Raw genomic sequence first — 15,080 nt, forward strand, 5'->3', positions numbered from 1 at the left:
AATATGAGAATGATACATGAAAAAACGGTATATCAATTGTCATTTTTGCCAAGAGTGTTTCCTGTAAATTGTTACTTTGTGGAGGAAGAAGATGGTTTAACTTTAATTGATGCTGCTTTGCCATATAGCGCAAAAGGGATCTTGCAGGCGGCTGAGAAAATAGGGAAACCAATTACTAAGATTGTATTAACACATGCGCATGATGATCACATCGGTGCATTAGACGCATTAAAGGAAGTAATTCCTCATGTTCCAGTCTATATTTCTAAGAGGGAAGCAAAGCTGTTAGAAGGAGATACGACGTTACAAAAGGATGAACCAAATACGCCAATAAAAGGCGGTGTACCTAAAAAGATAAAAACGGTACCTGATGTTTTATTAGAAGATGGCGACCGAGTTGGATCGCTTCTTGCGATTATGACACCGGGACATACACCAGGCTCCATGTCGTTTCTTGATGTAAGAAATAAAGCTCTGATTGTCGGGGATGCATTCCAAACAAGAGGAGGTATGGCTGTTTCAGGACAAATGAAATTTTGGTTTCCGTTTCCGGCGATGGCAACGTGGAGCAAAGACATATCATTACAAAGTGCAGAGAAGTTAAGAGAATATGAGCCTTCCTTGCTTGCGGCAGGGCACGGAAAAATGATAAAGGATCCAGGGGTTGTCATAGAGCTTGCTATTAAGGAAGCGAAGCGGAATATAGAAAGTAAGAAAGAGGGTTAATTTATGTCACCGAGAATCGGACTTACATTACAGAAAATTATAGAAACAGCTGCAGAAATAGCAGATGCAAATGGAATACAAGAAGTAACGTTAGCTTCATTAGCGCAAACGTTAGGGATACGTTCTCCCTCACTATATAATCATGTGAAAGGGTTACAAGATGTACGGAAACATCTTGGTATTTACGGAATACAACAGCTGCATAACAAGCTGGAAGAAGCGACCGAGAATAAACGTATGGATGAAGCAATTCATGCATTAGGAGAAGCGTATGTAGCATTCGTACGCAAACATCCTGGACTGTATGAAGCAACCTTTTTACGAGATGAAGAAGTAAGAAAAGCAGGAGACGGAATTGTGAAGCTTTGTCTTCATGTTTTACAACAATACGGCTTAGAAGGAGAGAATGCACTTCATGCGACACGTGGATTCAGAAGTATTTGTCATGGATTTGCGTCGATTGAACAGCAGGGTGGATTTGGTTTGCCGCTAGATTTAGATACAAGTTTACATGTATTATTGGAAACGTTTATTAAAGGATTACATGGAATGAGAAATTAAATAAGAAGCGAGGCAACTAAAAACCTTAGAAGCGATTCTAAGGTTTTTTTAGTGCATATGATTCCAAAAGAATGGTAGGTGGGAGGATTAAAGTTTCACTTTATTTATGTTAAAAATAGTTTACATGATGTTAAAAATAAATTACAATCAAAATATAGAAAATAATGTAAAACAAGGAGAGGTTATGAAACAAAGTGGGAATTTACAAAATAATCTCGTTGTACTCAGAGCAGAAAAGCGCTGGTCACAAACAGATTTAGCGAACAAAGCTGGGGTAAGTAGACAAACAATCGCCTCAATTGAAGCGAATCGTTATAATCCATCTTTAATTTTAGCTTTTGAAATTGCACATATTTTAGGTAAGGAGTTTCATGAAGTTTTTCAATATAAGATAGAGGGGGAAACGGAATGAGTATTGTAATAGGGATAATAATCTCAGTAGCAGGGCTAATAGGTGTTTTATATTCAACACGTTTTCAGAAGAATGAAGGGGAAGATGAAAGAGGCGAGCATATTACAGGGAATGCAGCTAAAATTTCATTGTTTGTATTTTTATTTCTATATTTAGTTATCTTTTTAATTGGGAATCTATATTCATTGACAGGTGAACAGTATAAATTAGCAAATGCATTTTTATTAGCAGGGGTACTTTGTTCTTATGCTTTAACTATCGTAGTTTTAAAAAGAAGATATTAACTGGAAAAGAGTCTCTAATGGTTTAGAGGCTCTTTCTTGTTAAATGATATTATTTAGCTGGTTTGAAAAATGTGTATATGGCTAAGGAAAGGCAAACGAAAATAAATGCGATAGGATCTTGATATGGACTAGGCTCAGAACCTTTCTGGATTTCTGTAAGGAAGTCATGTGTTTTCATGTTCATTGCTCCTTTAACTAATAAGTTTTATATGATGCGAGGGTTATGGTGGATAGGAAGTGTTTTTTGAAATTTCATATAATAATTATTGCATAGCAATCCTATTCCTAAAACTATAAAATATAAAGTTTTCATAATATGTAAAATTGCATATTATTCTTTTTGGAAATTTTGTTATATTATCTTTATATTTCAATTAAAGGGTTTTATTAAGATAAATGAGAATAACTGGAGGGATACTGTGAGTAAAACAGTGTTAGAAGCGTATAGTGTGGAAAGAAAAATAGAGAATATAACATATAAAAATCTATTTGTAACGATAGCAATGATTATAGGGAGTTCACTCCTAGGAGGATTATTCCTTGGTTTAGCCTTTGAGATTTATGGAGAAGAAGTATTAAGTACTAATTTAGAAGGATATTATTTACTCTTATTTGATGCAGCTGTTGTTGCTATCGTTTTATTAGCTTATAAACCAGTTCTTCATTTTATTAAATCTATTTGGGATGTATCCGTTTTGAAGAATGGGAAGACATATTTATATCTATTAATTGGTTTTATAGTCATTGCGTTATCACAATATTTAACGTTACATGTGTTTAGTTTTGAAAGTGCAGCAGAACAGAAGGAACAATTAGGGAGCTTCGGGATTCAAAATAGCATACAAAGTATTATATATGTGTTAAGTGTTGCTATAATTACACCGGTTAAAGAAGAAATTCTATTTCGAGGTATTTTATATCGATTTTTAGAAAAGAAATATAATTTTTTAGTTGGTATCATTATTTCTTCCTTCATTTTTGGAATTCTTCATGGAGGTCTTCTAATTACGGCAACGATTATGGGAATGGTATTTGCAATGTTATACAAAAAGACGCAATCTATTATACCTAGTATTATTTTACACATTGTATGGAACTTACTTGTGAGTATAAGTATGATTGTGTCTCTATAAAAATAAATACATAACCAGTATAAAAGATGAATGGCTTAGCTATTCATCTTTTATTTTGTATGCACGTGAAAAAGCTAATTCATGTATACAATCAAAAAAGAGCTAAATACTAACAGTGAACGAATAAAGAAAGGTAGGAGTATTCTATGCAAAACTTAACAGAGCTTGAAGTAGAAAACTTACGTCATTTAATTGGTGGACACGCAACAATTATTAACAAGTTGGAGCAGTATGCACAGACGTGTACAGATCCACAACTGAAACAAATGCTACAAAAGGATGCGCAAGATGCACGAAATACGAAACAGCAATTAATGACTTTTCTAGGATAGGAGGAAGCAGAACATGAATGAAAAAGATATGGTAAATGATTATTTAGCAGGGTTAAATGCAAGTTTAACAAGTTATGCAAATTATATTTCTCAGTCTGATAATGAACAGTTACATCAAACGTTAATCCAAATTCGTAATCAAGATGAGATGCGTCAACGTAATATGTATGAGTACGCAAAGCAAAAGAGTTATTATAAGCCAGCTGCACCTGCTAACCCAATGATTGTACAGCAATTAAAAGGTCAATTAAGTGCGGAATAAGGGGATAAAAAAACGAGCGAATGAAGTCGCTCGTTTTTTTGTTTTGGGCATGTCAATAAATATATAATAAATATTTTTCCAGTTGTAACAAATATGACGAAAATGGAATATAACAATTCACAAAAAGGACAAAAGTTTGCTCAACATTTCACAAAGTATCCATGGTTTCTATCGTGGGAATCTCTATAATTAGGAGTGTAAAGAACAAAAGAAATAGATTATATGATCAATTAGGAGAGATTGCTATGAAAAGAAATACAAGAAAAATTGCAATTATCGGTACTGGATTAGTTGGATCAAGTTGTGCATATTCCATTGTAAATCAAGGCATTTGCGAAGAACTATTATTAATTGATATAAATCATGAACGTGCAGTTGGGGAAGCAATGGATTTATCACACTGCATTAACTTTACAAATACAAGAACAAAAGTATATGCAGGAAGCTATGAAGACTGCAAAGATATGGACATCGTTATTATTACAGCAGGACCAGCACCAAAACCAGGGCAAAGTCGCTTAGATACTTTAGGAGCGAGTGCGAAGATTATGGAAAGCATTGTTGGCGGCGTAATGGAAAGTGGATTTGATGGTATTTTCTTACTTGCATCGAACCCAGTTGATATTATTACTTATCAGGTGTGGAAATTATCTGGATTACCTAGAAATCGTGTGATCGGTACTGGTACATCACTAGATTCTTCTCGCTTACGAACAATTTTATCTGAAATGTTACATGTAGATCCTCGTAGTATTCATGGGTATTCCCTAGGAGAACATGGTGATTCTCAAATGGTTGCTTGGTCTCACGTAACTGTTGGTGGAAAGCCAATTCTGCAAATTTTAGAAGAGAAAAAAGACCAATTTGGTGAAATAGACTTAGATGAAATTGTTGAGAAGACTGCAAAAGCAGGATGGGAAATTTATAAACGAAAAGGCACTACTTATTACGGAATCGGAAATTCTCTAGCATATATTGCGAGTTCAATCTTTAACGATGATCACCGTGTAATTGCTGTATCAGCTATTTTAGATGGTGAGTACGGTGAGTATGATATTTGTACAGGAGTGCCAGCCATTATTACTAGAGATGGTATGAAAGAAGTTGTAGAACTAAACTTAACAGAGGATGAAGAATCTCGATTCGCAAAATCAAACGATATGTTACGTGATTATATGAAAACAATTGGTTACTAACTTATAGGAGAAGGTGAAACAAATGAAGGAATATATAATGTCCCGTGTATTTAAAGCATCAGCTGGAATTGCACAAGGTATTTTCGTATCCCTTGGAATTGGTTTACTAATCGAAAATATAGGAAGAATTGTTGATATTCCATTGCTTATTACAATCGGAGTTGTTGCAAAATCACTTATGGCACCAGCCATTGGTGCCGGAATTGCCTTTATGCTCGGTGCAAATGGTCTTGTAATCTTCTCAGCTATGGTAGCTGGAGCGATTGGTGCCGGATCCATTTCAATTACTGAAGCAGGTCTAATTATTAAAACAGGTGAGCCAATCGGTGCATTATTAACAGCGACTTTAGCTGTATATATTGGTAAACGTTTAAGCGGAAAAACTGCGTTAGATATGATGCTCGTTCCATTTGCGGCCATATTAGGTTCTGGTTTAGTCGGTATTTGGTTGTCTCATAATATTACTCCTGTGTTAAATACAGTTGGAGCGTTTATTAAAGATAGTTCAGCTGGTAGCCCGTTTATCGCTTCTATCGTCATTGCAGTCGTTTGGGGCCTATTACTTATCTCTCCAGCTTCATCAGCTGCGTTAGCGATCGCACTTAGCTTAGACGGTGTGGCAGGTGGTGCTGCTCTTGCAGGCTGCGTTGCTCAGTTTATCGGATTCTCTGTCATCTCAGCGAAAGAAAATAATTTAGGTGGCATATTAGCTCAAGCGCTTTGTACTCCGAAAGTACAGTTGCCAAATATCACTAAAAATCCAATGATTCTCGTCCCAACAGTCGTCGCCAGTGCTATAGTTGGTCCTGTATCAGCATTAATTTTCCAACTGGAAGCAGGAAAAGAAATTGCAGGTCTTGGATTAAGTTCTCTTATCGCACCAATTAATTTAATTTCCAGCGAAGGATGGGAAGTTGTCCCAGCGATGGTAATCACTTATATCATCATTCCAGTAGCTGTTTCTTATATACTTTACATTGCTCTTAAAAAAGCAGGTCGTATTCACTCTGGTGATATGACTGTACCGCAATCTTAAATTGAAAATCTCCTTTTATATAGAGAAAAGCAGACTGGAAGCCACAGTCTGCTTTTTACATTTTTTGATTTTGTTTTACTGGAACACGTACGGTTTCTTTTGCTAATAAAAGCTGAACGCCGAAGTAAAGTATGCTTGCAAGCGTCATTCCAGAAATGGCGTCTACAAATGCGTGTTGCTTCGTAAATAGCGTGGATAAAATAATAAGCGTACCGAAGAACGTAAGGATATAATATTCAAAAGCATGTTGTTCTCTACGTTTAAAAGCAGCTAGCATAATGACAAAGGTAGTAAGAACGTGAATGCTAGGGAAACAGTTTACCGGTTGATCGATACTATAAATATAGCGAACTAGTTCGGAAAATACGTCTGATCCAACGACTGTTGGACGTGGTACAGTTGTCTGCCAAAAATAATAAATAGAAAAACAAGCAAGTTTTCCAAGAATGATACTACTTAAAGTGACATAATATTGTTTTCGATTCGCAAAGCAGTAATAAATAAGTGCGCCGTATAAGTAAGGAAACCAAAGTAAATAAGGAATAATAAATGCTTTCACAAATGGAATCCAATCATCTACTACAGTTGTGACATCTACTGCGTGTACAGTCGATTTATTTAATACATCGTAAAGGGGACTTACGAGTACGAGTAGAAGTATATAACTTAACGGAAGAAAAGATGAAAGTTTAAATTTCTTCATGATAATCTCCTATGTTTAGTAATGTAAGTAAATTCAATTGATTATAATATAGAAACGTAATTTGAGCTATCGATTTTACTTACATTTTCTTGAATTCACCTTACGTTTTTGTCACTTGACTGAAAAGAAGGGGAGGGTGCTAAATGAAGCGTTTATCGTATTTCTTATTTTTTATATTGATATGCCTAGTAGGTGCTGGGTGTGCAAAGGATAAAGAAGGAGAGAAATTAGAATATAACGGAAGAGCACTCGTAATTGGAGTTATTGGAGAAAAGCCGAAAGATACGTTTAGGAATATAAAGTTTGAGGAAATGAAGTTAGAGGAACTGGAAAAGAAATCTAAGGAAGTGGATGGTTTTCTAATAATGAAAGATCACTTTCAAGAAGCCTCAACAGATCAGTATAAAAATGTATTTTCATCGCTAAAGAAACCAGTGTTTTTTATCGGTTTACAAGATAAATCATATTCAATTTTTACTACAAAAGGGATAGAGTATAACAGTGCAAGAAAAGATGTAAATGCTATGTATACGCAAGGATTTGCAAATATTGGAAGTGGTGAAGGGCAACAATGGGCAGTTGGTTTGTCCAATGGTGGAAATACTGAAGAAAGTATTCATAATATGTATACCGTAGTATTTCAAACAATTGCAGATTATTTGAATAGATGATGAAGGAGCCTGTAAACGAGGCTTCTTATTTTTTAAATAAACGTTTGTTTAAGATGTATGTTCGGTAGGAAGAAATCGATGTAGCACAAGGGTTAACAAAGAAAAAATGAGAATTAATCAAACGTTTGTTTAAGATGTATGTTCGGTAGGAAGAAAGCAATGCAGCTCAAGGGCTAACAAAGAAAAATGGGAATTAATCAAACGTTTGTTTAAGATGTATGTTCGGTAGGAAGAAACTGATGCAGCTCAAGGGCTAACAAAGAAATATAAGGAGTTAATCAAACGTTAGTTTAAGATATATGTTCGGCGAAGGATGAGAGAAGAATCTAAAAAAATTATATATTTATTTTTTTCTTAACAAATGGCGGAAAAATAAGAAAAATTTGCAGGATTATTAAAAATTATCACGAAATAAGTAAAAGTTTAGCGAATAATCGTTTGAAATAATAAAACGTTTTCTATATGATAAAGGTAAAGGTTAGTAAAAAAGTAGGTGAATTTATGACAGTAACATTTTATTCATATCCAAAGTGTGGCACATGTCAAAAAGCAAAGAAATGGTTTGAGGCAAACGATGTAGCATATGAGATGATTCATATTGTTGAAAATCCACCATCAAAAGAAGATTTACGTAATTTACATGAAAAAAGTGAATTACCATTGAAAAAATTCTTTAATACAAGTGGAATGCGTTACCGTGAACTTGGTCTGAAAGATAAGTTAAAAGATGCGAGCGAAGACGAAATGTATGAGCTTTTAGCATCTGATGGCATGTTGATTAAGCGTCCAATTGTAACAGATGGAACGAATGTAACACTTGGTTTTAACGAAGAGCAGTTTGAAAGTGTGTGGAAAAAGTACCAATAAGGTATTTTTACATAATTAATACATTCACTGGAGGTACAGTCATGAGCATTCCAAATAATTTACGTTACTCTGAAGAACACGAATGGGTAAAAACTGAAGGTAATGAAGTTGTTATCGGTATTACTCACTTTGCACAAGGTGAGCTAGGCGATATCGTATTCGTTGAACTTCCTGAAGTAGGTGCAACAATCGAAGCTGACGAGCCATTCGGAAGCGTAGAATCTGTTAAAACAGTTTCTGAGTTATACGCTCCTGTAAGCGGTAAAGTTGTAGCAGTAAACGAAGAATTAAGTGACCAACCAGAACTTGTTAACGAATCTCCATACGAGGGTGCATGGATGGTTAAAGTTGAACTTTCTGATGCAAGCCAAGTTGAGAAGTTATTAACTGCAGAAAAATATGCAGAAATGACAAACCAAGACTAATTATAGTCGACTAAAGGACAGCCTTTGTGCTGTCCTTTTTTATTTTGGGTTAAATAATGAATGTAGAATCATATACTAATTATTGTGTAGGAGAACATTTTTTGAAAAAACTTTTTCGTTTGCGCTTTTCATTATGATCTAGCTCCAGCGGCTAGATTGTTCGGTGGCTTCACTTCTTCCTGCAAGGCAAAAAGCGCCTTTACGTCAGAAGCTCCATCCCCCTCACAATCTGAACGAGCCGCTTGCGCTTTTCTTTGTCTAGCTCCACCTCCTAGTCCTTCATGTCTAAGAATCTTCCGCAAGAGAAGACAAAAAGCGTCTTCTGTACGAAAGAACCTTAGCCAACAGGGCTGAACAGTCGGCTCCGCTTTTCTTTTGCAAAAATAAACAGGAAACAACATGAAAATAACGAATATACTATATACTAAGTTAAAGGTTGTATAGTATATGGTGATCGGGTGATGACATATGATTTATGTGGAAAAAGTCATTATTGTAGAAGGTAAATCAGATAGAAGAAAGATTGAATCTATTATTCGTGAACCGGTGGAAATTGTTTGTACAAATGGTACAATTGGTTTGTCGAAAATGGATGAGCTCATTGATCAGTTTTTTGATAAGGAAGTATATGTGCTAGTGGATGCTGATGATGCTGGAGAAAAGTTAAGGAAACAATTTCGAAAAGAATTTCCGCAAGCAGAGCATATTTATATTGATCGCTCGTACCGGGAAGTGGCAACCGCGCCATCTTCACACTTAGCAAATGTATTATGGGGAGCTGACATTGACGTTTATACAGAATATTTACGGTAAGGAATGATAGAAGTGATTGACTGGACAGGAGCCGAAGCAACAGCCCTAATAGAGAATGAAGAAAAAACAGTGTTATATGTATATACTCCAATGTGTGGAACATGCCAATTAGCAAAAAAGATGTTAACAGTCGTTGAGATGACAATTGAAGACTTGAAAATTGGAATGTTAGATTTAAATTATGCTCCGCATTTAGCGAAAGAGTATGGAATCGAAAGTGTACCGTGTTTACTTGTTTTTGAAAATGGGACACTCATGAAGAAGATATATGCATTTCATTCGGTTGAATATTTATATACGGAATTAAAGTAGGCGGCAAAGTTTTTGCCGCCTCGACATATTTCTTGGGAAATATGTCGAGATGCAGGGTGGTTACAGTATTTGTCGAGCGAAAGTAACAGGATTGCTCTTTAGTGAGAGGGAATGGTATGTGTAATAGAAAGTGATATGAAGGATGTGATTTAGGGTGAAATTATATTCTTTGCTGCAATCATTTGTAAATTACGCTAATGGTCAATATCATTTAGAGCCGCTTTTAAGACAAGGAGAAAAAACTGTGAATTTTCGCTTTGGAGATGAAAGTTGTTCGTTACAAATTTCAAGAGATTATATAGAGCTGCTACATGAGGAAAGAGGAACGGAGCAAATCGTTTGTGTTGATGAAGAAGATGTAAAACAATTGGTGAACGGCAATGTACGATTGCAAATGTTAATGAACGATGGACGTGTACAATATTCGGGAACGTATCGAACGATGCTATTAGTTGAATCGATGTTTCATATATGTAAACCGATGTCAGTAGGTGCTTAAAATTCTGAAGTTTCATTTTTTGCGAAAATTTCTGTTGACATGGTGTATGGATATTGATACAATTCAATTCATAAAATATAGACAATTTCATAAATTACAAATCAGACGAAAATGTAATCTGATTTCTCTTATCAAGAGAGGTGGAGGGACTGTGCCCTGTGAAGCCCGGCAACCGTCAACTTATGTTGAAATGGTGCCAATTCCTGCAAAGCAAATGCTTTGAGAGATGAGAGAGAGGGATAATGTTGTTATATACGCATATAAACCTTTCTGCTTCTCTAAAGCGGAAAGGTTTTTTTGTTGTTTGAATGTGGAGGACATTCAAATAATAAAAGTAATGATAACGGTGGACTACACGCATTAAACATAAAAAATTGCGGAGTCGATCCAAATAAAAAAGGGGTGATACACCATGATTCTATTAGAGAATGTAAAGAAAATATATAAAGCAAAAAGCGGTGATGTCACTGCTGTAGATAACGCCAATTTAAAAATAGAGAAAGGCGAAATATTTGGTGTTATCGGATATAGTGGTGCTGGGAAAAGTTCGTTAATCAGATTATTCAATCAGCTAGAGAAACCAACTTCAGGACAAATTACAATTGCAAATCGTGTCATTTCAGCCATTACAGGAAGCGAACTTCGTAAGGCAAGGCAAGAGATCGGAATGATTTTTCAGCACTTCAACTTACTTTGGTCACGAACTGTACGTGAAAATATCGAGTTCCCACTTGAAATTGCAGGAGTCGATAAGGCGGTGAGAAGAAAACGTGTTGACGAGTTAATTCACCTTGTTGGATTAGAAGGAAGAGGAGACGCGTATCCATCCCAGCTAAGCGGAGGACAAAAGCAACGCGTTGGGATTGCAAGAGCGTTAGCTAATAACCCACAAGTACTTTTATGTGATGAAGCAACGTCAGCTCTTGATCCAGAAACGACAGATCAAATTTTAGATTTATTATTAGATATTAATAAGCGTCTCGGTTTAACAATTGTACTCATTACACACGAGATGCACGTGATTCGAAAGATTTGTAATCGTGTTGCGGTAATGGAGAAAGGAAAGATTGTAGAAACAGGTCCAGTACTTGATGTATTCCGTAATCCACAGAAAGATATTACAAAACGATTTGTACAGCAGTTAACGGATTCTGAAGATACAAATGAAACGATTGAAAGTTTAATTGAAAAGTATCCAGATGGTAAAGTAATTCGTTTGCAGTTTATCGGTGAGGCTGTAGAAAGACCAGTACTTCAAAGATTGATGCAACGCAGTGATATAGAAGTTAGCATTTTGCAAGGGAATATCGCACAAACGAATAATGGTTCTTACGGTAGTTTAGTTGTTCATTTAAATGGTGAGGAAACAGCGATTCAGCAAGCAATAGAGGGAATACATCAAGATCAAGTAGAGCTGGAGGTGATTGCACATGGATAAGTTACTCACAAATGTTGATTGGAATCAAATGTTAGAAGCAACTGGTGAAACGTTATATATGACGGCAATCGCCGCTCTTGCAACATTTGTTTTAGGACTAATTTTAGGATTGTTACTCTTTATGACAGCGAAAGATAATATATGGGAAAACAAAGCGGTTAACACGGCAATTGGAGCGTTCGTAAACATTTTCCGCTCGATACCGTTCATTATTTTAATCATTTTATTAATCCCATTCACAAAGATTCTGCTTGGAACAATTCTTGGAGCGAGTGCAGCACTTCCAGCTTTAATTATTGGAGCGGCACCATTTTACGCGAGAATGGTTGAAATCGCACTTCGTGAAATTGATAAAGGTGTAATTGAAGCTTCGAAAGCGATGGGAGCAAAAACAAGCACAATTATTTTGAAAGTGTTAATTCCAGAATCGTTACCAGCGTTAGTATCTGGTATTACGGTTACCACAATTGCGTTAGTAGGCTATACAGCAATGGCGGGAGTTGTTGGTGCTGGTGGTCTTGGAACACTTGCTTATTTAGAAGGATTTCAACGAGGAAATAACGATGTAACAATCGTTGCGACAATTTGTGTATTACTAGTTGTATTTTTCATTCAGTGGATTGGTGATCGTGTAACGACTCGAATAGATAAACGATAATAAAAAACGGGAGGATGTTTCAAATGAAAAAATTATTACTTACAGCACTTATTTCAACTTCAATTTTTGGGTTAGCTGCTTGTGGCGGGAAAGATAAAGATGAAAAGAAACTAGTTGTGGGGGCTTCTAACGTGCCGCATGCGGTTATTTTAGAAAAGGCTAAACCTTTATTAGAGAAAAAAGGAATTGAGTTAGAAATTAAAAAATTCCAAGACTACGTATTACCAAATAAATCGTTAGCGGATAAGGATTTAGATGCAAACTACTTCCAGCACATTCCGTATTTGGAAAAAGAAATTAAGGATAAAAAATATGATTTTGAAATAGCAGGGAAAATTCATTTAGAGCCAATTGGTGTATATTCTCAAAAATATAAGAGCTTAAAAGAACTTCCAGACGGGGCGACAATTATTATGAGTAATTCCGTTACTGACCATGGACGTGGTTTAGCAATTTTACAAAAAGAAGGCATTTTAAAAATTAAAGACGGAGTAGATCCAGTTAGTGCAACTCCAAAAGATATTGCAGATAATCCGAAAAACTTAAAGTTCAAAACGGATATTGAGCCTGGTTTGTTACCACAAGTGTATAACAATAAAGAAGGAGACGCTGTTTTAATTAACTCGAACTATGCAATTGATGCGAAATTAAACCCAGAAAAAGATGCGATTGCAATTGAAGGTGATGATTCTCCATACGCAAACGTATTAGTAGTTCGTAAAGGTGATAAAGATAAAAAAGCGATTAAAGAACTTGTAGAAGTATTGCATTCTAAAGAAATCGAAGACTTTATTACTAAAGAATATAAAGGAGCGGTTGTTCCTGTAAAAGAATAATTGCTGAAAAGGGCTGGTGTATGCCGGCCCTTTTTTCTAACTACATAACTATTGGGGAGAAGGGGACATCATATGAAAAAGATTCTACTGTCAGTTGTTACAGCGCTATCTGTATTTACATTAGCTGCTTGCGGGGGGAAAGATGAGAATAAGCTTGTTGTTGGAGCTTCTAACGTGCCGCACGCTGTTATTTTAGAAAAAGCACAGCCAATATTAGAGAAAAAGGGTATTAAATTAGAAATTAAAAAATTCCAAGACTATGTGTTACCGAATAAAGCGTTAGCGGATAAAGAAATTGATGCGAACTATTTTCAGCACATTCCGTATTTAAATAAAGAAATTCAAGAAAAAGGATATAAAATTGTAAACGCAGGAAAAATCCATTTAGAGCCAATGGGTATCTATTCTAAGAAATATAAAAGCTTAAAAGACTTGCCAGATGGCGGGACAGTGATTATGAGTAATAACGTAGCGGAGCGTGGCCGTATGTTAGCACTATTACAAAAAGGCGGCGTGATTAAATTAAAAGACGGTGTAGATGTTGTTAAAGCAACAGTAAAAGATGTTGTAGAAAATCCGAAAAACTTAAAATTTAAAACAGATGTAGAGCCTGGATTGTCACCAAAGCTGTATGAAAATAATGAAGGTGATGCTCTATTTATTAATTCAAACTACGCAATTGACGCGAAATTAAATCCAACAAAAGATGCAATTGCGATTGAAGGATCAGATTCTCCGTATGCAAATATTATTGCAGTTCGTAAAGGTGACGAGAAGAAAAAAGAAATTAAAGAGCTAGTAGAAGTACTGCATTCAAAAGAAATTCAAGATTTTATTACTAAAGAATATAAAGGTGCTGTACTTCCGGTAAGTGAATAAGTATAAGGAAAGGACTGGAAAATTCCCAGTCCTTTTTTCTTTATATAAATAAGAAGAAAGGTGTATCATATAAGGATGCAAGGGAAATACTTATATACATTTGTGAAAAAATTGTTACATTTTTTCATCGTTTGCGATATCATTTTATTTGATATAAGATTAGAATGAGAATAAAATGAGAATATGAACGTTTTAGTAATTTTTAAAATGTATATATAGGATTAATGGAGGTATTGAGATGGCTGGTTCTACATTAACGGTTAAAGACTTACACGTATCAATTGATGGCAAAGAAATTTTAAAAGGTGTAAACCTTGAAGTAAAGGGTGGAGAAATCCACGCAATTATGGGACCTAACGGAACAGGTAAATCAACTTTATCTTCTGCGATTATGGGTCACCCAAAGTATGAAGTAACAGAAGGTAGCATCATCATCGACGGTGAAGATGTATTAGAAATGGAAGTAGATGAGCGCGCACAAGCTGGTCTATTCCTAGCAATGCAATATCCAAGTGAAATTAGCGGAGTAACAAACGCTGACTTCTTACGTTCTGCAATTAATGCACGTCGTGAAGAAGGCGATGAAATTTCTCTTATGAAATTTATCCGTACATTAGATAAAAACATGGAATTCCTAGAAATGGATCCAGAAATGGCACAACGTTACTTAAACGAAGGTTTCTCTGGCGGTGAGAAAAAACGTAACGAAATTCTTCAATTAATGATGATTGAGCCAAAAATCGCAATCTTAGACGAAATCGACTCTGGTCTTGATATCGATGCATTAAAAGTTGTATCTAAAGGTATTAACCAAATGCGCGGCGAAGAGTTCGGTTGCCTAATGATTACGCATTACCAACGCTTATTAAACTACATCACTCCAGACTTCGTTCACGTTATGATGAACGGTCGTATCGTTAAATCTGGTGGCCCTGAGCTTGCACAACGTCTAGAAGCTGAAGGTTACGACTGGATTAAAAAAGAATTAGGTATTGAAGACGAAACAACAGAGCAAGAAGCGTAAGAGAGGAGCATAA

General features: G+C 35.6%; 22 protein-coding genes and 1 riboswitch. Of the genes, 20 read left to right on the plus strand and 2 right to left on the minus strand.

The features are described from left to right. Positions 1–3 precede the first annotated feature (3 nt). From QCI44_RS02320 to QCI44_RS02335, 4 genes are all read left to right on the plus strand, one after another. Positions 4–726, plus strand: a complete 723-nt coding sequence (locus QCI44_RS02320; protein WP_098986774.1) for an MBL fold metallo-hydrolase — start codon at positions 4–6, stop codon at positions 724–726. A gap of 3 nt (positions 727–729) precedes the next feature. After that, entirely contained in the window at positions 730–1,287 is a 558-nt protein-coding gene (locus tag QCI44_RS02325; RefSeq protein ID WP_016085684.1) for a TetR/AcrR family transcriptional regulator, read from the plus strand. Positions 1,288–1,471: 184 nt separating this feature from the next. Continuing rightward, positions 1,472–1,699, plus strand: coding sequence for a helix-turn-helix transcriptional regulator (locus QCI44_RS02330; protein WP_000813830.1), 228 nt, complete (start codon positions 1,472–1,474; stop codon positions 1,697–1,699). Then, positions 1,696–1,983: a DUF2178 domain-containing protein gene (locus tag QCI44_RS02335; protein WP_016085685.1), complete on the plus strand. Its 288-nt coding sequence runs from the start codon at positions 1,696–1,698 to the stop codon at positions 1,981–1,983. Before QCI44_RS02330 ends, QCI44_RS02335 begins: the two co-directional genes overlap by 4 nt. Before the next feature lie 49 nt (positions 1,984–2,032). Here the strand turns inward: QCI44_RS02335 and QCI44_RS02340 are convergent, their stop codons facing one another. Further along, on the minus strand, positions 2,033–2,161 hold the full coding sequence (locus QCI44_RS02340; protein WP_000848031.1) for a hypothetical protein: 129 nt from the start codon (positions 2,159–2,161) through the stop codon (positions 2,033–2,035). A 241-nt stretch (positions 2,162–2,402) separates the two neighbouring features. Here QCI44_RS02340 and QCI44_RS02345 point away from each other — a divergent pair, with 241 nt between their 5' ends. The 5 genes from QCI44_RS02345 (at position 2,403) to QCI44_RS02365 (ending at position 5,942) form a co-directional block, all read left to right on the plus strand. Then, positions 2,403–3,116, plus strand: coding sequence for a CPBP family intramembrane glutamic endopeptidase (locus QCI44_RS02345; protein WP_016085686.1), 714 nt, complete (start codon positions 2,403–2,405; stop codon positions 3,114–3,116). 146 nt (positions 3,117–3,262) lie between these two features. Next, a complete protein-coding gene (locus QCI44_RS02350) occupies positions 3,263–3,448 on the plus strand; it encodes a hypothetical protein (protein WP_001180555.1) in 186 nt (61 codons plus the stop codon). A gap of 13 nt (positions 3,449–3,461) precedes the next feature. Next, positions 3,462–3,710 carry a spore coat protein gene (locus QCI44_RS02355; RefSeq protein ID WP_001002991.1) on the plus strand — a complete coding sequence of 83 codons (249 nt, stop codon included), beginning with the start codon at positions 3,462–3,464 and terminating at the stop codon, positions 3,708–3,710. A gap of 245 nt (positions 3,711–3,955) precedes the next feature. Then, positions 3,956–4,906, plus strand: a complete 951-nt coding sequence (locus QCI44_RS02360) for an L-lactate dehydrogenase (protein WP_088084556.1) — start codon at positions 3,956–3,958, stop codon at positions 4,904–4,906. Positions 4,907–4,928: 22 nt separating this feature from the next. Then, a complete protein-coding gene (locus QCI44_RS02365; protein ID WP_000666176.1) occupies positions 4,929–5,942 on the plus strand; it encodes a PTS sugar transporter subunit IIC in 1,014 nt (337 codons plus the stop codon). 55 nt (positions 5,943–5,997) lie between these two features. Here QCI44_RS02365 and QCI44_RS02370 read toward each other — a convergent pair whose 3' ends face one another. Then, a complete protein-coding gene (locus QCI44_RS02370) occupies positions 5,998–6,645 on the minus strand; it encodes a phosphatase PAP2 family protein (RefSeq protein ID WP_016085688.1) in 648 nt (215 codons plus the stop codon). Between the two features lie 143 nt (positions 6,646–6,788). Between QCI44_RS02370 and QCI44_RS02375 the strand changes: the two genes are divergently transcribed. The 11 genes from QCI44_RS02375 to sufC all read left to right on the plus strand — a co-directional run bounded on the left by QCI44_RS02375 (position 6,789) and on the right by sufC (position 15,067). Then, on the plus strand, positions 6,789–7,316 hold the full coding sequence (locus QCI44_RS02375) for a hypothetical protein (protein WP_016085689.1): 528 nt from the start codon (positions 6,789–6,791) through the stop codon (positions 7,314–7,316). A 501-nt stretch (positions 7,317–7,817) separates the two neighbouring features. Continuing rightward, on the plus strand, positions 7,818–8,183 hold the full coding sequence (locus tag QCI44_RS02380) for an arsenate reductase family protein (RefSeq protein ID WP_000218968.1): 366 nt from the start codon (positions 7,818–7,820) through the stop codon (positions 8,181–8,183). Positions 8,184–8,224: 41 nt separating this feature from the next. Then, a complete protein-coding gene (gene gcvH / locus QCI44_RS02385; RefSeq protein WP_000026896.1) occupies positions 8,225–8,608 on the plus strand; it encodes a glycine cleavage system protein GcvH in 384 nt (127 codons plus the stop codon). A gap of 468 nt (positions 8,609–9,076) precedes the next feature. Continuing rightward, on the plus strand, positions 9,077–9,421 hold the full coding sequence (locus QCI44_RS02390) for a toprim domain-containing protein (protein WP_000640866.1): 345 nt from the start codon (positions 9,077–9,079) through the stop codon (positions 9,419–9,421). 3 nt (positions 9,422–9,424) lie between these two features. Further along, positions 9,425–9,733: a thioredoxin family protein gene (locus tag QCI44_RS02395; protein WP_002008881.1), complete on the plus strand. Its 309-nt coding sequence runs from the start codon at positions 9,425–9,427 to the stop codon at positions 9,731–9,733. Positions 9,734–9,887: 154 nt separating this feature from the next. Beyond that, a complete protein-coding gene (locus QCI44_RS02400) occupies positions 9,888–10,232 on the plus strand; it encodes a hypothetical protein (protein ID WP_000781217.1) in 345 nt (114 codons plus the stop codon). A 125-nt stretch (positions 10,233–10,357) separates the two neighbouring features. Next, a riboswitch (SAM riboswitch) is annotated at positions 10,358–10,465 on the plus strand. A gap of 179 nt (positions 10,466–10,644) precedes the next feature. Beyond that, entirely contained in the window at positions 10,645–11,670 is a 1,026-nt protein-coding gene (locus QCI44_RS02405; protein ID WP_016135954.1) for a methionine ABC transporter ATP-binding protein, read from the plus strand. Beyond that, on the plus strand, positions 11,663–12,328 hold the full coding sequence (locus QCI44_RS02410) for a methionine ABC transporter permease (RefSeq protein ID WP_016085692.1): 666 nt from the start codon (positions 11,663–11,665) through the stop codon (positions 12,326–12,328). The genes QCI44_RS02405 and QCI44_RS02410 overlap by 8 nt, the downstream gene beginning before the upstream one ends. A 23-nt stretch (positions 12,329–12,351) precedes the next feature. Next, positions 12,352–13,164, plus strand: a complete 813-nt coding sequence (gene metQ, locus QCI44_RS02415) for a methionine ABC transporter substrate-binding lipoprotein MetQ (protein ID WP_016085693.1) — start codon at positions 12,352–12,354, stop codon at positions 13,162–13,164. A 72-nt stretch (positions 13,165–13,236) separates the two neighbouring features. After that, positions 13,237–14,043 carry a methionine ABC transporter substrate-binding lipoprotein MetQ gene (gene metQ / locus QCI44_RS02420; RefSeq protein ID WP_016085694.1) on the plus strand — a complete coding sequence of 269 codons (807 nt, stop codon included), beginning with the start codon at positions 13,237–13,239 and terminating at the stop codon, positions 14,041–14,043. 238 nt (positions 14,044–14,281) lie between these two features. After that, positions 14,282–15,067, plus strand: a complete 786-nt coding sequence (gene sufC, locus QCI44_RS02425; RefSeq protein ID WP_000929163.1) for a Fe-S cluster assembly ATPase SufC — start codon at positions 14,282–14,284, stop codon at positions 15,065–15,067. Positions 15,068–15,080: the final 13 nt, after the last annotated feature.

It is taken from the genome of Bacillus cereus group sp. RP37 (assembly GCF_040459695.1).
Lineage (GTDB): Bacteria > Bacillota > Bacilli > Bacillales > Bacillaceae_G > Bacillus_A.

Excerpts from the sequence above, each read along its gene's own strand:
- QCI44_RS02320 (WP_098986774.1), top strand. The coding sequence starts at position 4 with ATGAGAATGATACATGAAAAAACGGTATATCAATTGTCATTTTTGCCA.
- QCI44_RS02325 (WP_016085684.1), top strand. The coding sequence starts at position 730 with ATGTCACCGAGAATCGGACTTACATTACAGAAAATTATAGAAACAGCT.
- QCI44_RS02330 (WP_000813830.1), top strand. The coding sequence starts at position 1,472 with ATGAAACAAAGTGGGAATTTACAAAATAATCTCGTTGTACTCAGAGCA.
- QCI44_RS02335 (WP_016085685.1), top strand. The coding sequence starts at position 1,696 with ATGAGTATTGTAATAGGGATAATAATCTCAGTAGCAGGGCTAATAGGT.
- QCI44_RS02340 (WP_000848031.1), bottom strand. The coding sequence starts at position 2,161 with ATGAAAACACATGACTTCCTTACAGAAATCCAGAAAGGTTCTGAGCCT.
- QCI44_RS02350 (WP_001180555.1), top strand. The coding sequence starts at position 3,263 with ATGCAAAACTTAACAGAGCTTGAAGTAGAAAACTTACGTCATTTAATT.
- QCI44_RS02355 (WP_001002991.1), top strand. The coding sequence starts at position 3,462 with ATGAATGAAAAAGATATGGTAAATGATTATTTAGCAGGGTTAAATGCA.
- QCI44_RS02360 (WP_088084556.1), top strand. The coding sequence starts at position 3,956 with ATGAAAAGAAATACAAGAAAAATTGCAATTATCGGTACTGGATTAGTT.
- QCI44_RS02365 (WP_000666176.1), top strand. The coding sequence starts at position 4,929 with ATGAAGGAATATATAATGTCCCGTGTATTTAAAGCATCAGCTGGAATT.
- QCI44_RS02370 (WP_016085688.1), bottom strand. The coding sequence starts at position 6,645 with ATGAAGAAATTTAAACTTTCATCTTTTCTTCCGTTAAGTTATATACTT.
- QCI44_RS02375 (WP_016085689.1), top strand. The coding sequence starts at position 6,789 with ATGAAGCGTTTATCGTATTTCTTATTTTTTATATTGATATGCCTAGTA.
- QCI44_RS02380 (WP_000218968.1), top strand. The coding sequence starts at position 7,818 with ATGACAGTAACATTTTATTCATATCCAAAGTGTGGCACATGTCAAAAA.
- gcvH (WP_000026896.1), top strand. The coding sequence starts at position 8,225 with ATGAGCATTCCAAATAATTTACGTTACTCTGAAGAACACGAATGGGTA.
- QCI44_RS02390 (WP_000640866.1), top strand. The coding sequence starts at position 9,077 with ATGATTTATGTGGAAAAAGTCATTATTGTAGAAGGTAAATCAGATAGA.
- QCI44_RS02395 (WP_002008881.1), top strand. The coding sequence starts at position 9,425 with ATGATAGAAGTGATTGACTGGACAGGAGCCGAAGCAACAGCCCTAATA.
- QCI44_RS02405 (WP_016135954.1), top strand. The coding sequence starts at position 10,645 with ATGATTCTATTAGAGAATGTAAAGAAAATATATAAAGCAAAAAGCGGT.
- QCI44_RS02410 (WP_016085692.1), top strand. The coding sequence starts at position 11,663 with ATGGATAAGTTACTCACAAATGTTGATTGGAATCAAATGTTAGAAGCA.
- metQ (WP_016085693.1), top strand. The coding sequence starts at position 12,352 with ATGAAAAAATTATTACTTACAGCACTTATTTCAACTTCAATTTTTGGG.
- metQ (WP_016085694.1), top strand. The coding sequence starts at position 13,237 with ATGAAAAAGATTCTACTGTCAGTTGTTACAGCGCTATCTGTATTTACA.
- sufC (WP_000929163.1), top strand. The coding sequence starts at position 14,282 with ATGGCTGGTTCTACATTAACGGTTAAAGACTTACACGTATCAATTGAT.